15 protein-coding genes and 2 pseudogenes are annotated in these 16,877 nt (G+C 37.3%); 8 read left to right on the plus strand and 9 right to left on the minus strand.

Annotated features, from left to right (window positions below):
- Positions 1-8: 8 nt before the first annotated feature.
- The 6 genes from gshB to Bandiella_RS00970 form a co-directional block, all read right to left on the minus strand.
- Entirely contained in the window at positions 9-959 is a 951-nt protein-coding gene (gene gshB / locus Bandiella_RS00945) for a glutathione synthase (RefSeq protein ID WP_323733032.1), read from the minus strand.
- Between the two features lie 192 nt (positions 960-1,151).
- Positions 1,152-1,274 (minus strand): hypothetical protein, encoded by a 123-nt coding sequence (locus Bandiella_RS00950; protein ID WP_323733033.1) that lies wholly within the window; start codon positions 1,272-1,274, stop codon positions 1,152-1,154.
- A protein-coding gene (locus Bandiella_RS00955; protein ID WP_323732779.1) for an IS5 family transposase occupies positions 1,271-2,034 on the minus strand; the annotation gives its coding sequence in 2 pieces (ribosomal slippage) (positions 1,271-1,662 and positions 1,662-2,034; 765 coding nt in all). The genes Bandiella_RS00950 and Bandiella_RS00955 overlap by 4 nt, the downstream gene beginning before the upstream one ends.
- 55 nt (positions 2,035-2,089) lie before the next feature.
- Entirely contained in the window at positions 2,090-4,927 is a 2,838-nt protein-coding gene (locus Bandiella_RS00960) for a hypothetical protein (protein ID WP_323733034.1), read from the minus strand.
- 78 nt (positions 4,928-5,005) lie between these two features.
- Complete coding sequence (locus Bandiella_RS00965) at positions 5,006-5,197, minus strand: hypothetical protein (RefSeq protein WP_323733035.1); 192 nt, start codon at positions 5,195-5,197, stop codon at positions 5,006-5,008.
- 196 nt (positions 5,198-5,393) lie between these two features.
- Positions 5,394-6,620, minus strand: a complete 1,227-nt coding sequence (locus tag Bandiella_RS00970; RefSeq protein ID WP_323733036.1) for a hypothetical protein — start codon at positions 6,618-6,620, stop codon at positions 5,394-5,396.
- 46 nt (positions 6,621-6,666) lie between these two features.
- Here Bandiella_RS00970 and Bandiella_RS00975 point away from each other — a divergent pair.
- Positions 6,667-6,882 (plus strand): annotated as a pseudogene (locus tag Bandiella_RS00975) (transposase); the annotation flags it as partial.
- A 3-nt stretch (positions 6,883-6,885) separates the two neighbouring features.
- Here the strand turns inward: Bandiella_RS00975 and Bandiella_RS00980 are convergent.
- A pseudogene (locus Bandiella_RS00980) lies at positions 6,886-7,128 on the minus strand (IS1 family transposase); the annotation flags it as partial.
- A 52-nt stretch (positions 7,129-7,180) separates the two neighbouring features.
- Here Bandiella_RS00980 and Bandiella_RS00985 point away from each other — a divergent pair.
- The gene (locus Bandiella_RS00985) at positions 7,181-7,759 is read left to right on the plus strand and encodes a transposase (protein ID WP_323733037.1); all 579 of its coding nucleotides are present in this window, start codon (positions 7,181-7,183) and stop codon (positions 7,757-7,759) included.
- Positions 7,760-7,795: 36 nt separating this feature from the next.
- Here the strand turns inward: Bandiella_RS00985 and Bandiella_RS00990 are convergent, their stop codons facing one another.
- Complete coding sequence (locus Bandiella_RS00990) at positions 7,796-8,380, minus strand: IS6 family transposase (RefSeq protein ID WP_323733405.1); 585 nt, start codon at positions 8,378-8,380, stop codon at positions 7,796-7,798.
- A gap of 236 nt (positions 8,381-8,616) precedes the next feature.
- The gene (gene thyX, locus Bandiella_RS00995) at positions 8,617-9,555 is read right to left on the minus strand and encodes an FAD-dependent thymidylate synthase (RefSeq protein WP_323733038.1); all 939 of its coding nucleotides are present in this window, start codon (positions 9,553-9,555) and stop codon (positions 8,617-8,619) included.
- Positions 9,556-9,674: 119 nt separating this feature from the next.
- Here thyX and Bandiella_RS01000 point away from each other — a divergent pair, with 119 nt between their 5' ends.
- From Bandiella_RS01000 to groL, 6 genes are all read left to right on the plus strand, one after another.
- Positions 9,675-11,402 carry a RelA/SpoT family protein gene (locus Bandiella_RS01000; protein WP_323733039.1) on the plus strand — a complete coding sequence of 576 codons (1,728 nt, stop codon included), beginning with the start codon at positions 9,675-9,677 and terminating at the stop codon, positions 11,400-11,402.
- 30 nt (positions 11,403-11,432) lie between these two features.
- Positions 11,433-12,196 (plus strand): IS5 family transposase gene (locus Bandiella_RS01005; protein ID WP_458693264.1). Its coding sequence is split into 2 segments (ribosomal slippage): positions 11,433-11,793 and positions 11,793-12,196, totalling 765 coding nucleotides; the frame shifts between segments, so codons are not numbered across the junction.
- Positions 12,197-12,226: 30 nt separating this feature from the next.
- Positions 12,227-12,712 (plus strand): ACT domain-containing protein, encoded by a 486-nt coding sequence (locus Bandiella_RS01010; RefSeq protein WP_323733040.1) that lies wholly within the window; start codon positions 12,227-12,229, stop codon positions 12,710-12,712.
- A 4-nt stretch (positions 12,713-12,716) separates the two neighbouring features.
- A complete protein-coding gene (locus tag Bandiella_RS01015; RefSeq protein WP_323733041.1) occupies positions 12,717-14,771 on the plus strand; it encodes a TRCF domain-containing protein in 2,055 nt (684 codons plus the stop codon).
- Between the two features lie 74 nt (positions 14,772-14,845).
- On the plus strand, positions 14,846-15,136 hold the full coding sequence (gene groES, locus Bandiella_RS01020; protein ID WP_323733042.1) for a co-chaperone GroES: 291 nt from the start codon (positions 14,846-14,848) through the stop codon (positions 15,134-15,136).
- 19 nt (positions 15,137-15,155) lie between these two features.
- On the plus strand, positions 15,156-16,802 hold the full coding sequence (gene groL / locus Bandiella_RS01025) for a chaperonin GroEL (protein WP_323733043.1): 1,647 nt from the start codon (positions 15,156-15,158) through the stop codon (positions 16,800-16,802).
- Positions 16,803-16,877 lie beyond the last annotated feature (75 nt).

The following is a 16,877-nucleotide window of genomic DNA, read 5'->3' on the forward strand; positions in this document are numbered from 1 at the left end:
AGACTATATCAACGTTTTAACTTATTTTCAATTTTATCTACAATTATTTTTTCTAAAGTGCGATTATAAAGCTTATTCATCACAACAAGCCCTGTTGGTGAAGTAACGTTTATCTCTATTAGCTTTTCAGATATTAGGTCTATCCCTGCCAAGAATATATTTTCTTCTTTTAAAAACCCACCAACAGCATTACATATGTCTTTCTCCGTTTTTGTGAGAGTTGTTGGGTATCCTTTCCCACCAAGCACCATATTGGCCCTAAATTCCTCAGAAGGAGGTATTCTGCTAATTGCTCCTATAATTTCCCCATCCATCAACATCACTCTTTTATCACCAGAACTAACGATCTCTGGCAGGTACTCCTGCACCATTAAGTAGCCGTAGGTTTTTAGTAACTGTTTGATTGTTACTTGAAAATTTTCATCGACATACTCCAACTTAAACACGCCTTCCCCACCATAATTATATAACGATTTTACGATCACCGTTTTATGTTCATGAGAAAAGCTTATAATTTCACCAATATTTTCAGTCACTATAGTATTTGGAATCAGCCTCTGGAAGTTCATAATGCTTAGTTTCTCAGAAACGTTTCTTATCGCGCGAGGATTGTTGATGATGAGAGGTTTCTGCAAGGTTTCAAGTATATAAGTGGTTGTTAAATACTGCTGATTAAATGGAGGATTTTGACGTATTAAAATGATCTGAAAATCTTCCAACAACAATTTTTGCCACCCATACTTTGTAAAAGTTTCACCCCCACAATCAAGCTCAATATAATCCCCAATTGCATATAACTTCCCGCAATCCAAAAGCAAATCCTGCGGCGAATAACAGAAAAGTTTATACCCTCTCTCCTGCAGTTCACTCGCAATTAACAACGTGCTGTCAGTTGTAAAATTTAACGTCTCTATTGGATCGATCTGAAGCGCAACTTTATTTTTGCCACCAAGGTACATATTTCATGTTATTAAGAATTTTCCAATCATTAATGCCATTCAACAACAAAAAAGCAAATACGATAACTTCAAAAATTAGCAATCATATTTCGTATTTCGCCGTGTATCACTCACATTCCAAGCTCTTTACCTACAGGAACCACAAAGTGATTCAGCAATATGGAATCGCATCATTACACTCGATATAACGTTTTATACACTACGTTTCCTTTTGTCATCATTACTTTTCTCATTGTTGTAGTTGTTAACATGCTCATTTGTTTTGGTTTCTTTTGTATTATCTGAAACCGACATTCCACTAGATAATGTCGTCATGAGATTTTAAGCCAAAGAGATAAACATCTAATCTGAATTGCGGCAAGGAAAGAAGCTGAATTTTTAGCATATCTGGTTGCAATTCCCCTCCATCTTTTAAGATGAAGAAAGGTGTTTTCTACAATATGCCTTATTTTATATAAATCTTTATTGTATTTTCTCTGGGTGATTCTGTTCTTTTTAGGAGGAATAACAACTCTCATGCCCAATTCTTGGGCATGGTCAATTATGTAATTAACATCGTACCCTCTGTCGGCTAGTAAGTACTCAGCTTTCATCTCTTCAATAAGATTAACAGCCTGCTTGCAATCAGCTTCTGAGCCTTTTGTGATAATAACTTTGAGTGGCATACCATGTGAATCCACGGCAAGGTGAATCTTTGTATTGAGCCCCCTTTTGTACGACTCATATCTTGATTGCCGCCTTTTGCACCTGAAGCATGTGGATGCACTTTACTATGACTTGCGTCTATCATTAACCATTCCATATCAGGTTCTTTCACAAATATCTCCAATAAAGCCTCCCATATCCTTTTGTCTCTCCATCTGCAAAATCTTTTATGTGTATTTTTCCATCCTCCATATTCTGAAGGCAAATCTCTCCAGGGAGAACCTGTTCTTAATATCCAAAATACTGCGTTAATGAATCTTCTGTTATTATGTGCCAAACCTCCCCACGTACCCTCCCTTCCTGGCAAATGATCCTTTATCAAATCCCACATATTATCTGTTATATCATGCCTATGTAGCCCTAAATCCATTTTTACTCCTGATTTATCTTTTCTTTCATATTATACCACAAATCTCATGACGACACTATCTAAGACTATTGCCGATTTCTTTTACCTTTTTTTCATCCTCTTTCGTGAGAGTTACAGCATTGGTTGTCACCTTAATCCCACTATCTTGAATGTCGTTAACTTTTTCTGGTTTAGTGATAACTTGTGTATCTTTTCTATTAGTTTTATCATCAACTTTCTGCGTATTGATATCTTTATCGTTGACTTTCTCTGTTCCAACACCCTTTTCTTCACCTTTTGCTTGTCCTTGACCTTTGTCTTTACCCTCAAGCAACCCCTTAACATCCACTCTCTCTAACGCCTCAGAATTAAGCTTAGACGTAGGCTTCTCAAACCATTTGTCATTAACCCAACTTTGAAGCTTACTACCATCATAAAAATGGTTTTTTGCTGCCTTTAACATTAAAAAAGCACATGCTATCAAACCAGCTGGAGGTGCTAACACTGCAAGTGCAACCACGCCCATCACCGCCGTCTGCCAAGGTTTAGGGAACTCACTCTCCGGCCTAAGTGCATTTAGAAGGTCCATTGGTTTTCTCCATAGTGCATTGTACCCCAAACTTGCCAAGCTACCCCTATTATCTTTATCATTCTCATATTCCAGAGCCTTTGTCACATTTGCATCAAATGTGGGAGCATCCATTTTATTTGCTTTGTCGGTATATTTACCATGTAATTCTTCTTTTCCACGCATATCTTGGCCATCCGTGGACCAAGAACCAACTCTTCCTGTCTGGGCAATTAATTCTTTAGACTGCTTTTCTATAGCACTTTTCAACACTGCGTCCTTCCCGTCTAACATTGTTGCCATATTATCATCGGTAATGTCTTTTGCACCAACACCTTCCAATAGATTGTCCACTCTTTTCATTATGGCATCTTTCGCCTTGCCACCTTTGGATAAAATCTCATTCGCTTGTGCATCGCTTACTCCCGCCACTTTCAATATGTTTTTTGCCAAACTCTCCTTCATTTCTGCCAAAGTGACTTTAGGCTTTATTACATCAGGGGTTTTATTTTGTGTTGTATTATTTGTATAAGGCACCTGATCCCCAGTAACATTCTGATCCTGAGTAATATTCTGGTCTTCCTTACCATTCACATCCACGTCCATCGTCGTCTTATCAGAAACTTCTAGTGTATCGTCTGCAGTTATTCTGTTGCCATAGCTTTTTTCTTCAACTTTACTTGTATCCTTATGTATATCTTGATCCTTTACACCTGTGCTGATTTTTATATCTTTTTGGAGATCATTCTTACTGTTATCGACCTGGACACCAGTTAGGTTATTGGATGGATAATTATTTGGATCTATATTTTCATTTTCTTTGGAATTAATATCCTTCCTGTTATCGGCCAAGTTATTAGTATTATTTAACGAATTCTCTCTACCTTCTTGGAGGCTATTATTTATGCTGTTCTCAGGAACATCATCAAGCGATTTACCCAACAGATCTTTAACTAACTTTGCGTACTCAGCATACTTAGTAGTAAAATCTTCTTTGTCTTCGCTCTTCCACATCTCCTCACGTGCTTTTTCAATCTTTTCCCAATCGTGTAGTTCATTTTTGTATTCAGAACGATAAAGACTAGGCGATTTCTCCGCTGCTCTCATTATTTTCTGCAACTCTGAGAAGTTATTTTCTTCTGGTTGTAATTCGACCATTATCTTGAGATTGCAAAATTTTTTGATAGATTCATCTATGTCTGTCCCATTATTTTTAAGATCCAGATCTTTAAAAGCATCATCACCACCTATTTCTTCATACAAATCCTTTGCTTTTTCGTATTTTTCATAAAACTCTGTTGGATTTTTAACCCCCTTCAATTCTGTATAAGCCTGTAAAAACTCTTCTCCTTTAACTGACTTTTCCTGTCTCCTAAAAAATGCTCCCAAATTAACCTGCTCATCTCCACCAATTTCTTTTACCTCTTTGTTTTCCTCAAGCGGTTGATTTTGTATTTCTGAAAAACCCTCATTGATTAGAGCACCCTCATCATACTTCACCGAGCTTTGGTCTTTATATTTCGCCCCCTCTTCTTCAAAGAACTCATCAATGGAGTCAACAACCTGTTTTTGTACGCCAAGCCCATCTGGAATTTTATTTAAATCCAATAAGTCGTCTTTTTCTACATTTGTTTTAGAAGGCCCTTTAAAATGATCATCAATCATATTAAACTCAACTTTCACAATCCCATCCAGATTCTCTCCAGTATCCTTTTCTTTGTATTCTTCTTCGTTGGACAAGCCTGAGTTAAGATATTCCTCTGCATCTTGCAGCTTTTTCTTGATATCCGGATTAAGTTTGTTGTACTCTTGTTCGTTGAAATCAGCTTGATTCTCTGCTGTCTTAAGCATCCAATTCAGATCAGATATCCCCACCTTAGAATTCAGGTCTTCCTCTTTTTCCTGAAATTGCTTCTCAAAGCCTGCAAAACCCCTCATGGCTTTTTCAACATCTAGCCCCTTTGGCTGTTGATCAACATCCTTACCGACATCACCTAATTTATTATATAATTCCTTCACCTTTTCATACTGTTTGAGAAATGCCTCACTTGTTTCACTCCCCTTCATCAAGTTGTAAGCCTGCAAAAATTCCTCTCCTGGAGCCACCCTTTTAGGTTCGTCTTGAACTATAGGATCATTTATCTTATCTTTGTTATCTTCCTTTTCTATCTCTATCTCCTTCTGCAACTCCTTCTCTAAATCCTTTAGTTTTTTCTCATCCTTCAGATCATCATCAAACAATACATTAATATTTTCCCAAACTTGTTCTATTTCTTCATTTTCCCCATCCACCTTCACCTTCTTTTCTATCACTTCTAATTCTTTCTTAAACCCCTCTAGATCCAAATCCTCGTTTTTTGCTAATTCCCCAAGCTCAGCATAATACTTGTAATATTTTTTTATTATACCTATATCTTGATTATTTTATACTAAATCTTCTTTCCAGGCTCTTTTAGACTCTCCATCAGCTTTTGTTGTGTATTGATCAAGTATGGTTTGAAAAAAATTTTTGCTAGCGAATTGAGCTTCGGTTTTTAGTTTATCAACATCACTTTGTTCAGCAATAATGCTAATATTTTTTATAAGACCGCTTTGAAACTCTTGTTCGTTGATCATAACCCACCCACTATAATTTGTTTAAACCACTATTTTGGAGTGTATCAGGTTAACAATCAAGATTCAAGCGAAAATTTTACCATAAGCCCCACATTTTTTGAAAAGAGCACTTATGCAGCGGGCTTTGAAATACTTTGAGTAGACAACAAATACAAAGGGCGGAGTGACGACGCAATCCACCCATAGAGAAATAACACTATACTCCTATACCAGAGCCATTAGAAACACTCTTTCGCCTTCTTTCCTCTTCTTTAGCCAAACTAGTTGACACAGAGCTTCCTGAATCACTTCTAAAGCCCCCCATACTCAAACTCCGCGCAACAGTTGAAATTTTCTCATGATCTTCCACAAGTCTAGCTGATATTGGCATCGATGTAGATGAACTAACAACACGAGCTGGAGTTTCAAAACCCTTAACAACGTCTTGCAGTGCAACCGCCTGTTCTGTTAATGCAGTTGCAGCACCCTTTGTACTTGGGTTAAGACTTGCCACTTCCTCATATGCCCCTGACGCTTTTACCACCTCTTCCACCGCTCTTGCCAATGCCCGCTGAAGATCAGCAAGCCTGGTGTCATCAACAGCCAATGAAGAGCTTCTTCTGCTCGCCATTAATGTTGGTTCTTCTATGGCAGAAGAACTCAGTGAATCTATCGCCCCCCTGCTTGAAGCCACTGTTCCTTCGCTAAGAAACCGTTCCATCTGAGTTAATGCATTGTCCAGATTGGCTGAGCGTTTTTGAGTTCTGGCGCGTGCGATTTCTGGTTCCTCCACTTCTCTCACAGCCCGATCTCTGCCCAGTAGCTGGTCGACAGAAACGCCATCCAACTCCCTCTGATTAAACTTAGGGTGGGGTTCGGCGAACCATTTTTTATTAACTCTCTCCTGTAACTTACTTCCATCATAAAGTTCATTTTTTATTGCTTTGGCCATAAAAAACACACATGCAATCACGTTAGCCGGTGGCGGCAAAACTGCAAGAGCAACAATTCCCATTAAAGCAGTTTGCCATGGTTTTGGAAATTCACTACCAGTTCTAAGTGAGTTGAGCATATCCATTGGCTTTCTGTATAAATTATAGAGGAAACTTTTACCGGTGCTTCTTTCATCCTTCGCTGTTTCGTACTCCAATGATTCTTCTGCCTTTTTATCAAATAGGGCTTCATCCATTTTATTTGCCCTGGCTGTGTATTTTTTATGTAGCTTTTCGTTTCCTCTCATGTCCTGCTTTTGGATGGACCAAGCATTCCTCCTTCCTGTTTGGGCGATAAGTTCTTCCGCCTGCTTGCCTATCTCATCCCTCAAAGCACTATCTTTACCTTGCAGCTTTTCTATCATATTGTTCTGGGTGATATCACCAATACCAATATTGGTCAGAACATTATCAACTCTTTTCATTACAGCCGTCTTAGATAGTGTCGTCATGAGATTTGTGGTATAATATGAAAGAAAAGATAAATCAGGAGTAAAAATGGATTTAGGGCTACATAGGCATGATATAACAGATAATATGTGGGATTTGATAAAGGATCATTTGCCAGGAAGGGAAGGTACGTGGGGAGGTTTGGCACATAATAACAGAAGATTCATTAACGCAGTATTTTGGATATTAAGAACAGGTTCTCCCTGGAGAGATTTGCCTTCAGAATATGGAGGATGGAAAAATACACATAAAAGATTTTGCAGAGTGTTAGCCAAAGATAGATATAAAATTGCCCTGCTCACTTAGGAAATTATTGTTATCCTCAAAATGTACCCAGAGCTTAATCGTAAGATCGACAACTTCTTCAGATTTTGAAACTACCTTTGTTTTTCTGGTCATTCTTGCAATTCTGTGCCTTGTGTTTGAGTTATTGGACTCAATTGAGAGTGTATGTTGTTTGCCAACAACATGTTGATGGCGAGGTATAACCTCTGAATAAACAGACCAATCGTCTGTGTAATAAGGGAGTGTTGCAAGATGGAATAAAGAAAGGTATAGTGGAGTGGATTACAGAATAAAGAAGAGAAAAATGTCATCAGCGCATCAAATAATAATGGTATGTTTGGATCAATTGGTTGGTAGTGAGCATCAATATCGCAAATTTAAGGAGCTGTTTAATTTTGGGGCAGCAGAGCAAGAGCTGAAGGGAATTGAATCTCCTGCTAATTATAAGGGATATGGTGTTTTACGTTTATTTAAATGCTTGTTGTTACAGTTTATGGAAGATTTGTCAGATCGTGAACTAGAAAGATATTTGAGTGACAGTGTTGCAGCCAAGTGGTTTTGTGATTTTGATTTAACCGAAGCCACACCTGATTATAGCGTTTTTAGTAGAATCCGCTCAAAGATAGGAACAAATTTGTTATCAAAAATCTTTGCCATTTTTAGAGATCAACTAAAATCTCAAGGATATATGAGCGAGGTATTTACTTTTGTTGATGCAAGTCACTTGATCTCCAAAGCTAATTTATGGGAAGAGCGGGATGAAGCCAGAAAACAAAAATATGAAAAACTTAACAACGAAGTCTTGCCTAAAGTCGCACATGATAAACAAGCCAAAATAGGGGCACCGTCAAGTTAATGGAGGTAAGGGCGTGACAGAGCATCTTTTTGAAAATTATGCAGCAGCTATGGATTGAGCGGCGTGATCCCAAATAGATTTAGCTTCGAAAAACATTTCTTTTTGCTTGCTAGAACTGTTAATATACCTGCCCACATCTACTGAAAATATGTTCCTTATTTTTCCCATCAAAGAAAGAGTTTGCTGTACCCCAGAAGGAGATTTGAATTTTATTAGGCATTTCTCTTTCCTGCGTGTTGGTTGGTGTGCATTTTCAACCCTATTATTTAATCCTTTATGGCGCCTATGCTCTGTTTTAGGGCACATTTCTTTTATAGGTTTGGTATAGCTTTTTAATTTATCTGTCACGATTACTCTGGGTACTGGATTTGATTGTAATAATCTTGATAAAAACCTTATCGCAGACTTTTTATTACGTCTGGTCTGTAGGAAGACATCTATCTCATATCCATCTTCATCTACAGCTCTCCACAAAATAAAATATTTACCGTTAATTTTAATGCTCATCTCATCCAAATGCCATTTATCCTTTACTTTCCTCTGCTTCTTCTTGATTATATCTAAAAACCTTTTTCCAAATTTAATACACCATGCTCTTATCGTTTCATGGCTTACTTCTATACCCCTTTATAACAACTCTTCTGCTACGTCTCTATAACTCAAATTAAATCTGTGGTACAACCAAACTGCATGTCCTATTATCACCATTGGATATCTGTATCTGCTCGCTCTTTCTTCCATTGTTTTTCTATTATTTTTTATTTTGCTCCAATTTACTATTTTTTCCCTCTTCTCTCAATACCTTTTGCACCTCAACTTTTTTAACTTGACGGTGCCATCGGAGTATATATACAAGTTTACTCAGAGTGTTTATATGGGAATATTTGAATAAGTTCATCCCATTCGCGCTTAGACATACCGCTAGTTTCTTGGCTTATCTTTTCCCCCCTTAACATACTTTGCAATGCCGCAACCCCTGTTTTTGACAAATTAACTGCATCTTTCCTATAATTTATAAATGCCTCGTACGCACACGGCACCCATTTTTCAACAATTCCCAGTATTGCATTGGCATACTCCCTAATTTCATACTGTGCATGAGAGTCTGCCCGCAATCTTAAGAAATGAAGTAAATTGTTCAGGTCTATTTTCCAATACCATTGTGTATAATAGTTTAACGTCAGGTTCATTCTTGCCAGCTCCCTTGCAATACCATCTTTATTTGGGTCTTTCACTTCACCTGTTTCTTCGTCCAGGTTCAGCAAGTCCATGTAGGTATCATAGCACTTCAATGCATCTTCTCTTAAAATATCCAAAACTCTCTGGGCTTTTTGTGTATCTAAGGTATTTCCTCTTCCTTGATTGTTAATTTTAGATTGAACCGCTATGTTCTCTGGATTTGGGAGGTAAAACTCTTTATCCAAAATAGAGTATCTTGCAGAATATTCATTCACATTAGCAGTTCTATGCCTTATCCACTGCCTGGCTATAAATATTGGTAGCTTTATGTGCAGCTTAATTTCACACATCTCGAATGGAGTTGTGTGGTGATGTCTCATTAAGTAATTAATCAGCCCTTTGTCCTGGCTTAACACCTTAGTGCCTTTGCCATATGAAACCCTTGCCGCTTGAACGATAGCTCCATCATCGCCCATGTAGTCAATTACTCTCACAAAACCATGATCCAATACTTTGATTGGATCAAATAATATACGCTCTAATTGCTCAACAGTAGCTCTCTTTGTTGTGAAAGTTTGATCCTTTAAAAGCTCTATTTCTTCTTGGTTTTTGTTCATATCCACACATTATTATTTTTTTATGCTTGATTATCAAAAATACTTACTATTATATTTGGGATGATAGAAAGCAGTAGTTCGCATTATAAATAAAAATCAAAAATTAGTAAAACTATAAAATGAAAGAATTGTCCAACAAACATTGGGAGAGTAAATTACAGGATTCGTTTGCGGAGCTAGTAGGAAAATTAAAGAATAATCATAATATCGACTTAGATTTAGTCACCAAAGCTTTTGATGTAGCAAGAAACGCACATAAAGGGCAATTTAGAGCATCTGGGGAGCCATATATATTTCATCCTCTGGAAGTAGCAAAAATAATAGCTGACTTAAGAGTGGACACTTCCACCATAGTAACTGCTCTTTTACATGATACTATAGAAGACACCACGTTAACATATGATGAGATAAGTGATTTATTTGGCAAAAAAGTTACTGAGATGGTTTTGGGGGTGACGAAGCTAAAAATAATAGAGAATAAGAACACAATCTTAAACAAAGAAGCCAAAAGGATAGAGAATTATAAGAATTTAATATGTGCGGTCTCAAAAGACATAATGGTATTGCTTGTCAAGCTTGCAGACAGACTTCACAATATGCAAACTCTGCATCACATAAAAAATCCTGATAAAAGAAGAAGGATTGCAGCTGAAACAATGGATATCCACTCGGCTTTGGCCGAGAGGATAGGGTTACACAGTTTTAAAAATGAGCTTCAAGATTTGGCATTTACGGAGTTATACCCCCAAGAAAAAAAGAGCATACAGGCCCAGCTAAAGAAGTTGAACAAAAATAACGCTGGGGTGGTTGAAGAGATTGTCGCAGAGCTTAATATGGTTGTGGCCAAGGCCGAATTAAGTTTCGTTAATATATCAGGTAGAGAAAAAAAACCTTGCTCTATATGGAGGAAAATCCAAAATAAAAGGATTTCTTTTGAAAACTTATCTGATATCTTCGCCTTTAGAATTATAGTGGAGGACGTAATTAGCTGTTATAAAGTATTGTATGCAATTCACAGCACCTATCACATGGTGCAAAGCGGGTTTAAAGATTACATAAGCATTCCAAAAACTAATGGTTACAAATCCATACACACCATCATCAATGGTCCTGGTGGCAGAAAAATAGAAATCCAGATCAGGACAAAAGAGATGCATGATATAGCAGAATTTGGGGTGGCTGCACATTGGTGGTATAAAGAAGGATTAATTGACAGAGAAGAAATCAACCGCTTTGCTGGCCTTAACAGCGTTGTATCGGTTGTGAATAATTCGCCAAACTCTATAGAGGTCTTAGAGAATTCCAAACTGGAAATGCGTTACCATCAGGTGTTTTGTTTTAGTACAAAAGATGAGTTATTTTCATTGCCAATAGGTGCTACACCATTGGATTTCGCATTTTATGTGCATTCGAACATAGGATTAAGATGCATAGGTGCTGTTGTGAATAAGAAAGTTGTACCTTTGGTATATGAACTGCAAAATGGAGATTGTGTTGAAATTTTATGTAGCCAAGAAGAAAAAGCTTCAGAATTATGGGAAGATATTTTAGTAACAGGCAAAGCAAAGACTAAATTAAAAAGATATCTAAATGAAAAGAAAAAGAGAAAGCTAACTAAGATAGGGGAATCAATATATAACAAGGCTTTAATTAGATTGAATATGAGTTATGATAGGGCATTAACATATTTCCCATTAAAATTACCGATCAAATATAATGATATAAACCATTTGTTTTACTTATTGGGCCAAGAAAAATTAAAGATGCGTGATGTGGTAAAGGCAATTTATGTTGAGTTGGAAAAAGAAAAAAAGCTAGATAATGTCGTCATGAGATTTGTGGTATAATATGAAAGAAAAGATAAATCAGGAGTAAAAATGGATTTAGGGCTACATAGGCATGATATAACAGATAATATGTGGGATTTGATAAAGGATCATTTGCCAGGAAGGGAAGGTACGTGGGGAGGTTTGGCACATAATAACAGAAGATTCATTAACGCAGTATTTTGGATATTAAGAACAGGTTCTCCCTGGAGAGATTTGCCTTCAGAATATGGAGGATGGAAAAATACACATAAAAGATTTTGCAGATGGAGAGACAAAAGGATATGGGAGGCTTTATTGGAGATATTTGTGAAAGAACCTGATATGGAATGGTTAATGATAGACGCAAGTCATAGTAAAGTGCATCCACATGCTTCAGGTGCAAAAGGCGGCAATCAAGATATGAGTCGTACAAAAGGGGGCTCAATACAAAGATTCACCTTGCCGTGGATTCACATGGTATGCCACTCAAAGTTATTGTCACAAAAGGCTCAGAAGCTGATTGCAAGCAGGCTGTTAATCTTATTGAAGAGATGAAAGCTGAGTACTTACTAGCCGACAGAGGGTACGATGTTAATTACATAATTGACCATGCCCAAGAATTGGGCATGAGAGTTGTTATTCCTCCTAAAAAGAACAGAATCACCCAGAGAAAATACAATAAAGATTTATATAAAATAAGGCATATTGTAGAAAACACCTTTCTTCATCTTAAAAGATGGAGGGGAATTGCAACCAGATATGCTAAAAATTCAGCTTCTTTCCTTGCCGCAATTCAGATTAGATGCTTATCTCTTTGGCTTAAAATCTCATGACGACATTATCTAATATATTTTATCACTATATTGAAAAATTGGCTGGTCAAAATATTTTTTAGAAAAAAAGTACCTGAAGATGAGTTGGATGAAAGTACTGTCCTGTATTTTGCTGATTGCTGTTTCCCTGTTAAGAACGACCAAGCCGTAAAGTTACTGAATAATGGGATGAGTTATTCCGTTCACAGATCAATATGTTTAAAAAGTAGTAATCCAAGTGATCCGCAACAAAAAAGCACAAACTTCAACTGGGATGTGTGCAAGAAAATCAAACTCTATAAGTCTAAAATTGCTGTGCTAATAGAAAATGAAATTGGTAATCTAAAAACAGTGATAGATTGCATTGTGTGTATGAGAATTAATATTTTTAGCATCAATACGGCCAATATATTTGAGGATTTTTTTGAGTGCACTATAGTGGTTGAAATAGAGGATTTAGTAGTGTTGAACAGGCTGCTTGATGAGCTTGGAGAGTTGCAAGCTGTATATTCGGCTGTAAGGTATTTAGAGAGTTAGAGTTTTGGCTAAGGTTCAAAAATTATTTTTTCAGTCAGCCAGTCAGTATGAGGAGGGCGATTATGTAATTCACAGGGATTGTGGTATAGGCAAATTCCTGGGGTTAAAAAAAATTTCTATACAAAATATACATAAGGAATTTATTGCGCTTGAGTATTTAAATGCAGACAAGTTATATGTCCCAATTGAACATATAGAACTGATTTCAAAATACAGCTCAAATAGTCACAAACATATTGAGCTAGACAAATTGGGTAGCAAATCATGGGGAGCTAGAAGACAAAAAGTTAAGCAAAAAATCAAAGAGGCAGCAAAAGAGCTAATAAAACTCGCTGCTTTGCGGATGGGTAAAAAAGCTCCAATCCTGGAAAAATGTGATGTAACTTATGAAAAATTCTGCAGAGAATTTCCCTTCCTGGAAACCAAAGATCAGTTAAATGTAATAGAAGAAGTTATAAATGATTTAAAATCCACAAAACCAACGGACAGATTAGTCTGCGGCGATGTGGGGTTTGGCAAGACGGAAGTGGCGCTAAGAGCTGCTTGCGTCGCTGTTCTTGGTAAAAATAAGGTGCAGGTTGCTGTGATTGTCCCATCAACTTTGTTGGTGATGCAACATGAAAAATTATTTAGAGAGAGGTTTTTTGAGTTCCCGGTTAATATTTGTACTATCTCAAGATTAAACTCAAAGCAAGAGTCTGAGCATTTTAAAGATTTATGCAGATTGGGCAAAGTTGACATCGTTATAGGCACGCATGCACTGTTGGCAAAAGACGTTAAATTTAACAATCTTGGTTTATTAATCATAGATGAGGAGCAGCACTTTGGAGTTTTTCAAAAAGAAAAATTGAAAAATTTAAATAGTAACGTTCATATCGTTTCGCTATCTGCGACTCCGATTCCAAGAACTTTGCATCTTTCATTGTCTGGCGTAAAAGACTTAAGTGTCATCGCCAGCCCCCCTTTAAAAAGGAAACCCATAACAACCTACATATTGCCTTTTGACGAAACAACTCTGAAAGAAGCAATAGTACAAGAAATCAAGAGGGATGGAAAAGTAATTATCGTCACACCAAGAATCAGACATATTCCAGAACTGGAAAAACTAATGGATAAAAATTTGCCAGAAATAAAGCGCATTTCCCTGCATGGAAGCCTTCCTCCTGATGTAATAAAAAGTCATATTAGTTCATTCAAGCAAGGGACGTATAAAGTCCTAATTTGCACACAGATTGTTGAATCAGGCCTGGATATAGAGGGGGCAAACACCATAATCATAGATAGGGCAAACATGTTCGGTTTGGCGCAACTTTACCAGATTAGAGGGCGCGTAGGAAGAGGGGATAAACAAGCTTATGCGTATATAACATACCAACCAAAAGTTAAATTAACAAAATCTGCTAGCGCAAGACTTGATGTGATGCGAAGCCTTGAATCTTTGGGCAGTGGTTTTGATATAGCAGCTGCAGATATGGATATTAGAGGATATGGAAACTTATTGGGGGAAGAACAAACCGGGCATATCAGGGATGTGGGAATGGAGTTATATCAAAAGATGCTAGCGCAGGAGATACAAGATGCTAAAAATTCTGAAGATACTGCTATCCCAAGCCATGAAGATTTTATGCCGAATGTAAACCTTAAGGTATCTGCATTAATCCCAGAAAACTATATCGATAATCACCAGACCAGATTGAATTTTTATAAAAAATTTGCAGAGATTCACGAGGGGGAGGAGCTGGAGGAGATATATCGAGAGCTGGTTGAAAATTTTGGGCCAATTCCGCAAGAAGTGGAGAACTTAGTACTTGTAATGCAGATTACAGAACTTGCAAAAAACGCATATGTTGAAAAGGTTGATGAAACACAGATAGGCTTTTATCTTAAGTTTCATCAAAACAAACCAAAAAATGTAGAGAAAATTATCACCATCATCAAAGATGGAAAGCATAAATTAAATTTCGCTGGGGAACATAAACTGTTTTTGGAGAGAACTGCATGTTCAACAGATGAGAGCAGCTATATGATGCTTAAACATGTTCTACAATTATTAAGTTAATCCTGTTCCTTGAAATTGAAAATTTACTTTATATATTCTGTTGCATACATAAACTTATTGATTTTGAGGTAAAAATGAAATTTCAACCATTACATGATAGGGTTCTAGTTGAAAGACTGGACCAAGAGAGTAAAACAGAAAGTGGTATTATTATTCCGGATACCGCTAAGGAAAAACCTATGCAAGGGCGCGTTATAGAAGTGGGTTCTGGCACAAAGGATGAAAAGGGTAATATCGTATCTTTAGACGTTAAGGTTGGGGATAAAGTTTTATTCGCAAAATGGGGCGGCACTGAAGTGAAGCTTGAAAACAAGGAATATTTGATTATGAAAGAATCAGATATTTTAGGGATAATAAAAGAATAATTATATTAAGAGGTTGAATATGACAAAAATAATTCATACAGGTAGCGAAGCAAGAGACAAATTGCTAAAAGGGATTAAAATTTGTGCAGATACAGTAGGTGCAACTTTAGGGCCAAGAGGTCGAAATGTGGTGATTGAAAAATCTTTTGGGGCTCCAAAGATCACAAAAGACGGCGTTACTGTCGCAAAAGAAATCGAACTGGAAGATAAGCTAAACAATCTTGGAGTTCAAGTACTAAGGGAAGCCGCAAACAAAACTAATGATAGGGCTGGCGATGGAACCACCACTACAGTAGTACTTGGTGAGGCAATAACACGTGAAGGTATTAAAGCTGTGACTGCTGGAATGAACCCTATGGACTTAAAAAGGGGTATTGAAGCAGCAAGTGAGAAGGTACTTCAGGCAATCAAATCCGCTTCTAAAAATATTTCTTCATCGGAAGAAATAGCACAGGTAGCAACAATCTCAGCAAATGGTGACGCTGACATTGGTGACAAAATTGCTAAAGCTTTCGAAAAAGTTGGCAAAGATGGAGTTATTACCGTTGAAGAAGCAAATAAAAGCGATGAATTTGAAGTTGAAATTGTTGAAGGTATGAACTTCGATAGAGGTTATTTATCACCATACTTCATCACAAATTCTGAAAAAATGACATGTGAGTTAGAGAATGCATATGTGTTATTATTCGAGAAAAAAATCAGCAATATCCAGCAAATGTTGCCATTGCTTGAAGCAGTGGTGCAATCTGGCAAACCATTGGTGATTATTGCCGAAGATGTTGAAGGTGAAGCTCTTGCAACACTTGTTGTGAATAAATTAAGGGGAGGTTTGAAAATTGCCGCTGTTAAGGCGCCTGGCTTTGGGGATAGAAGAAAAGCAATGCTTGAAGATATTTCGACAGTGATTGGGGGTCAGCTTATTAGCGAAGATTTAGGACAAAAACTTGAAAACGTTACAATCCAAGACCTTGGTAGTGCCAAAAAAATTATAATCTCCAAAGATGATACCACAATTGTACATGGCGCTGGCGACAAGAAAGATATCGATGCAAGATGTAAGCAAATTAAAGCTCAAATCGCTGAAACAAAATCTGACTATGACAGAGAAAAACTTGAAGAAAGGCTGGCTAAATTAGCAGGTGGAGTTGCAGTTCTTAAAGTTGGTGGCGTGACCGAAGTTGAGGTGAAAGAGAAGAAAGATAGGGTAGAAGATGCATATCATGCAACAAAAGCAGCTATAGCAGAGGGTATCGTTCCTGGTGGGGGTTGCACGTTGTTGTATGCGTCTAAAGTGCTTGAAGGTATGAAAGGTAAAAATGCTGATGAAACTGCAGGAATAGACATCGTAAAGAGGTCACTGTCTGCTCCAATCCGCAAGATACTTGAAAATGCTGGTGTTGAAAGCTCTATGATTGTTGGGAAACTATTGGAACAGAGTAAAAACACCATGATATATGATGCGCAAAATCATGAAGTGGTTGATGCTTTCAAAAAAGGTATTATCGACCCTACAAAAGTAGTGAGAAACGTATTGCAAAGCGCTGTTTCAGTTGCATCATTATTAATCACCACAGAGGCAACTATCACTGAAAATCCTGAGAAAAAAGAAGCTGCAGGAATGGGCATGCCGGGTGGTATGGGCGGTATGGGTGGTATGGGAATGTAATTCATCCCCCTATTAAGTTACTATCAAACTAACAGACTTCCTGCGAAAGTTCACCCTTATTGCGGGAAGTCTGTT

This window comes from Candidatus Bandiella woodruffii (genome assembly GCF_034359465.1).
Classification (GTDB): Bacteria; Pseudomonadota; Alphaproteobacteria; order Rickettsiales; family Midichloriaceae; genus NDG2.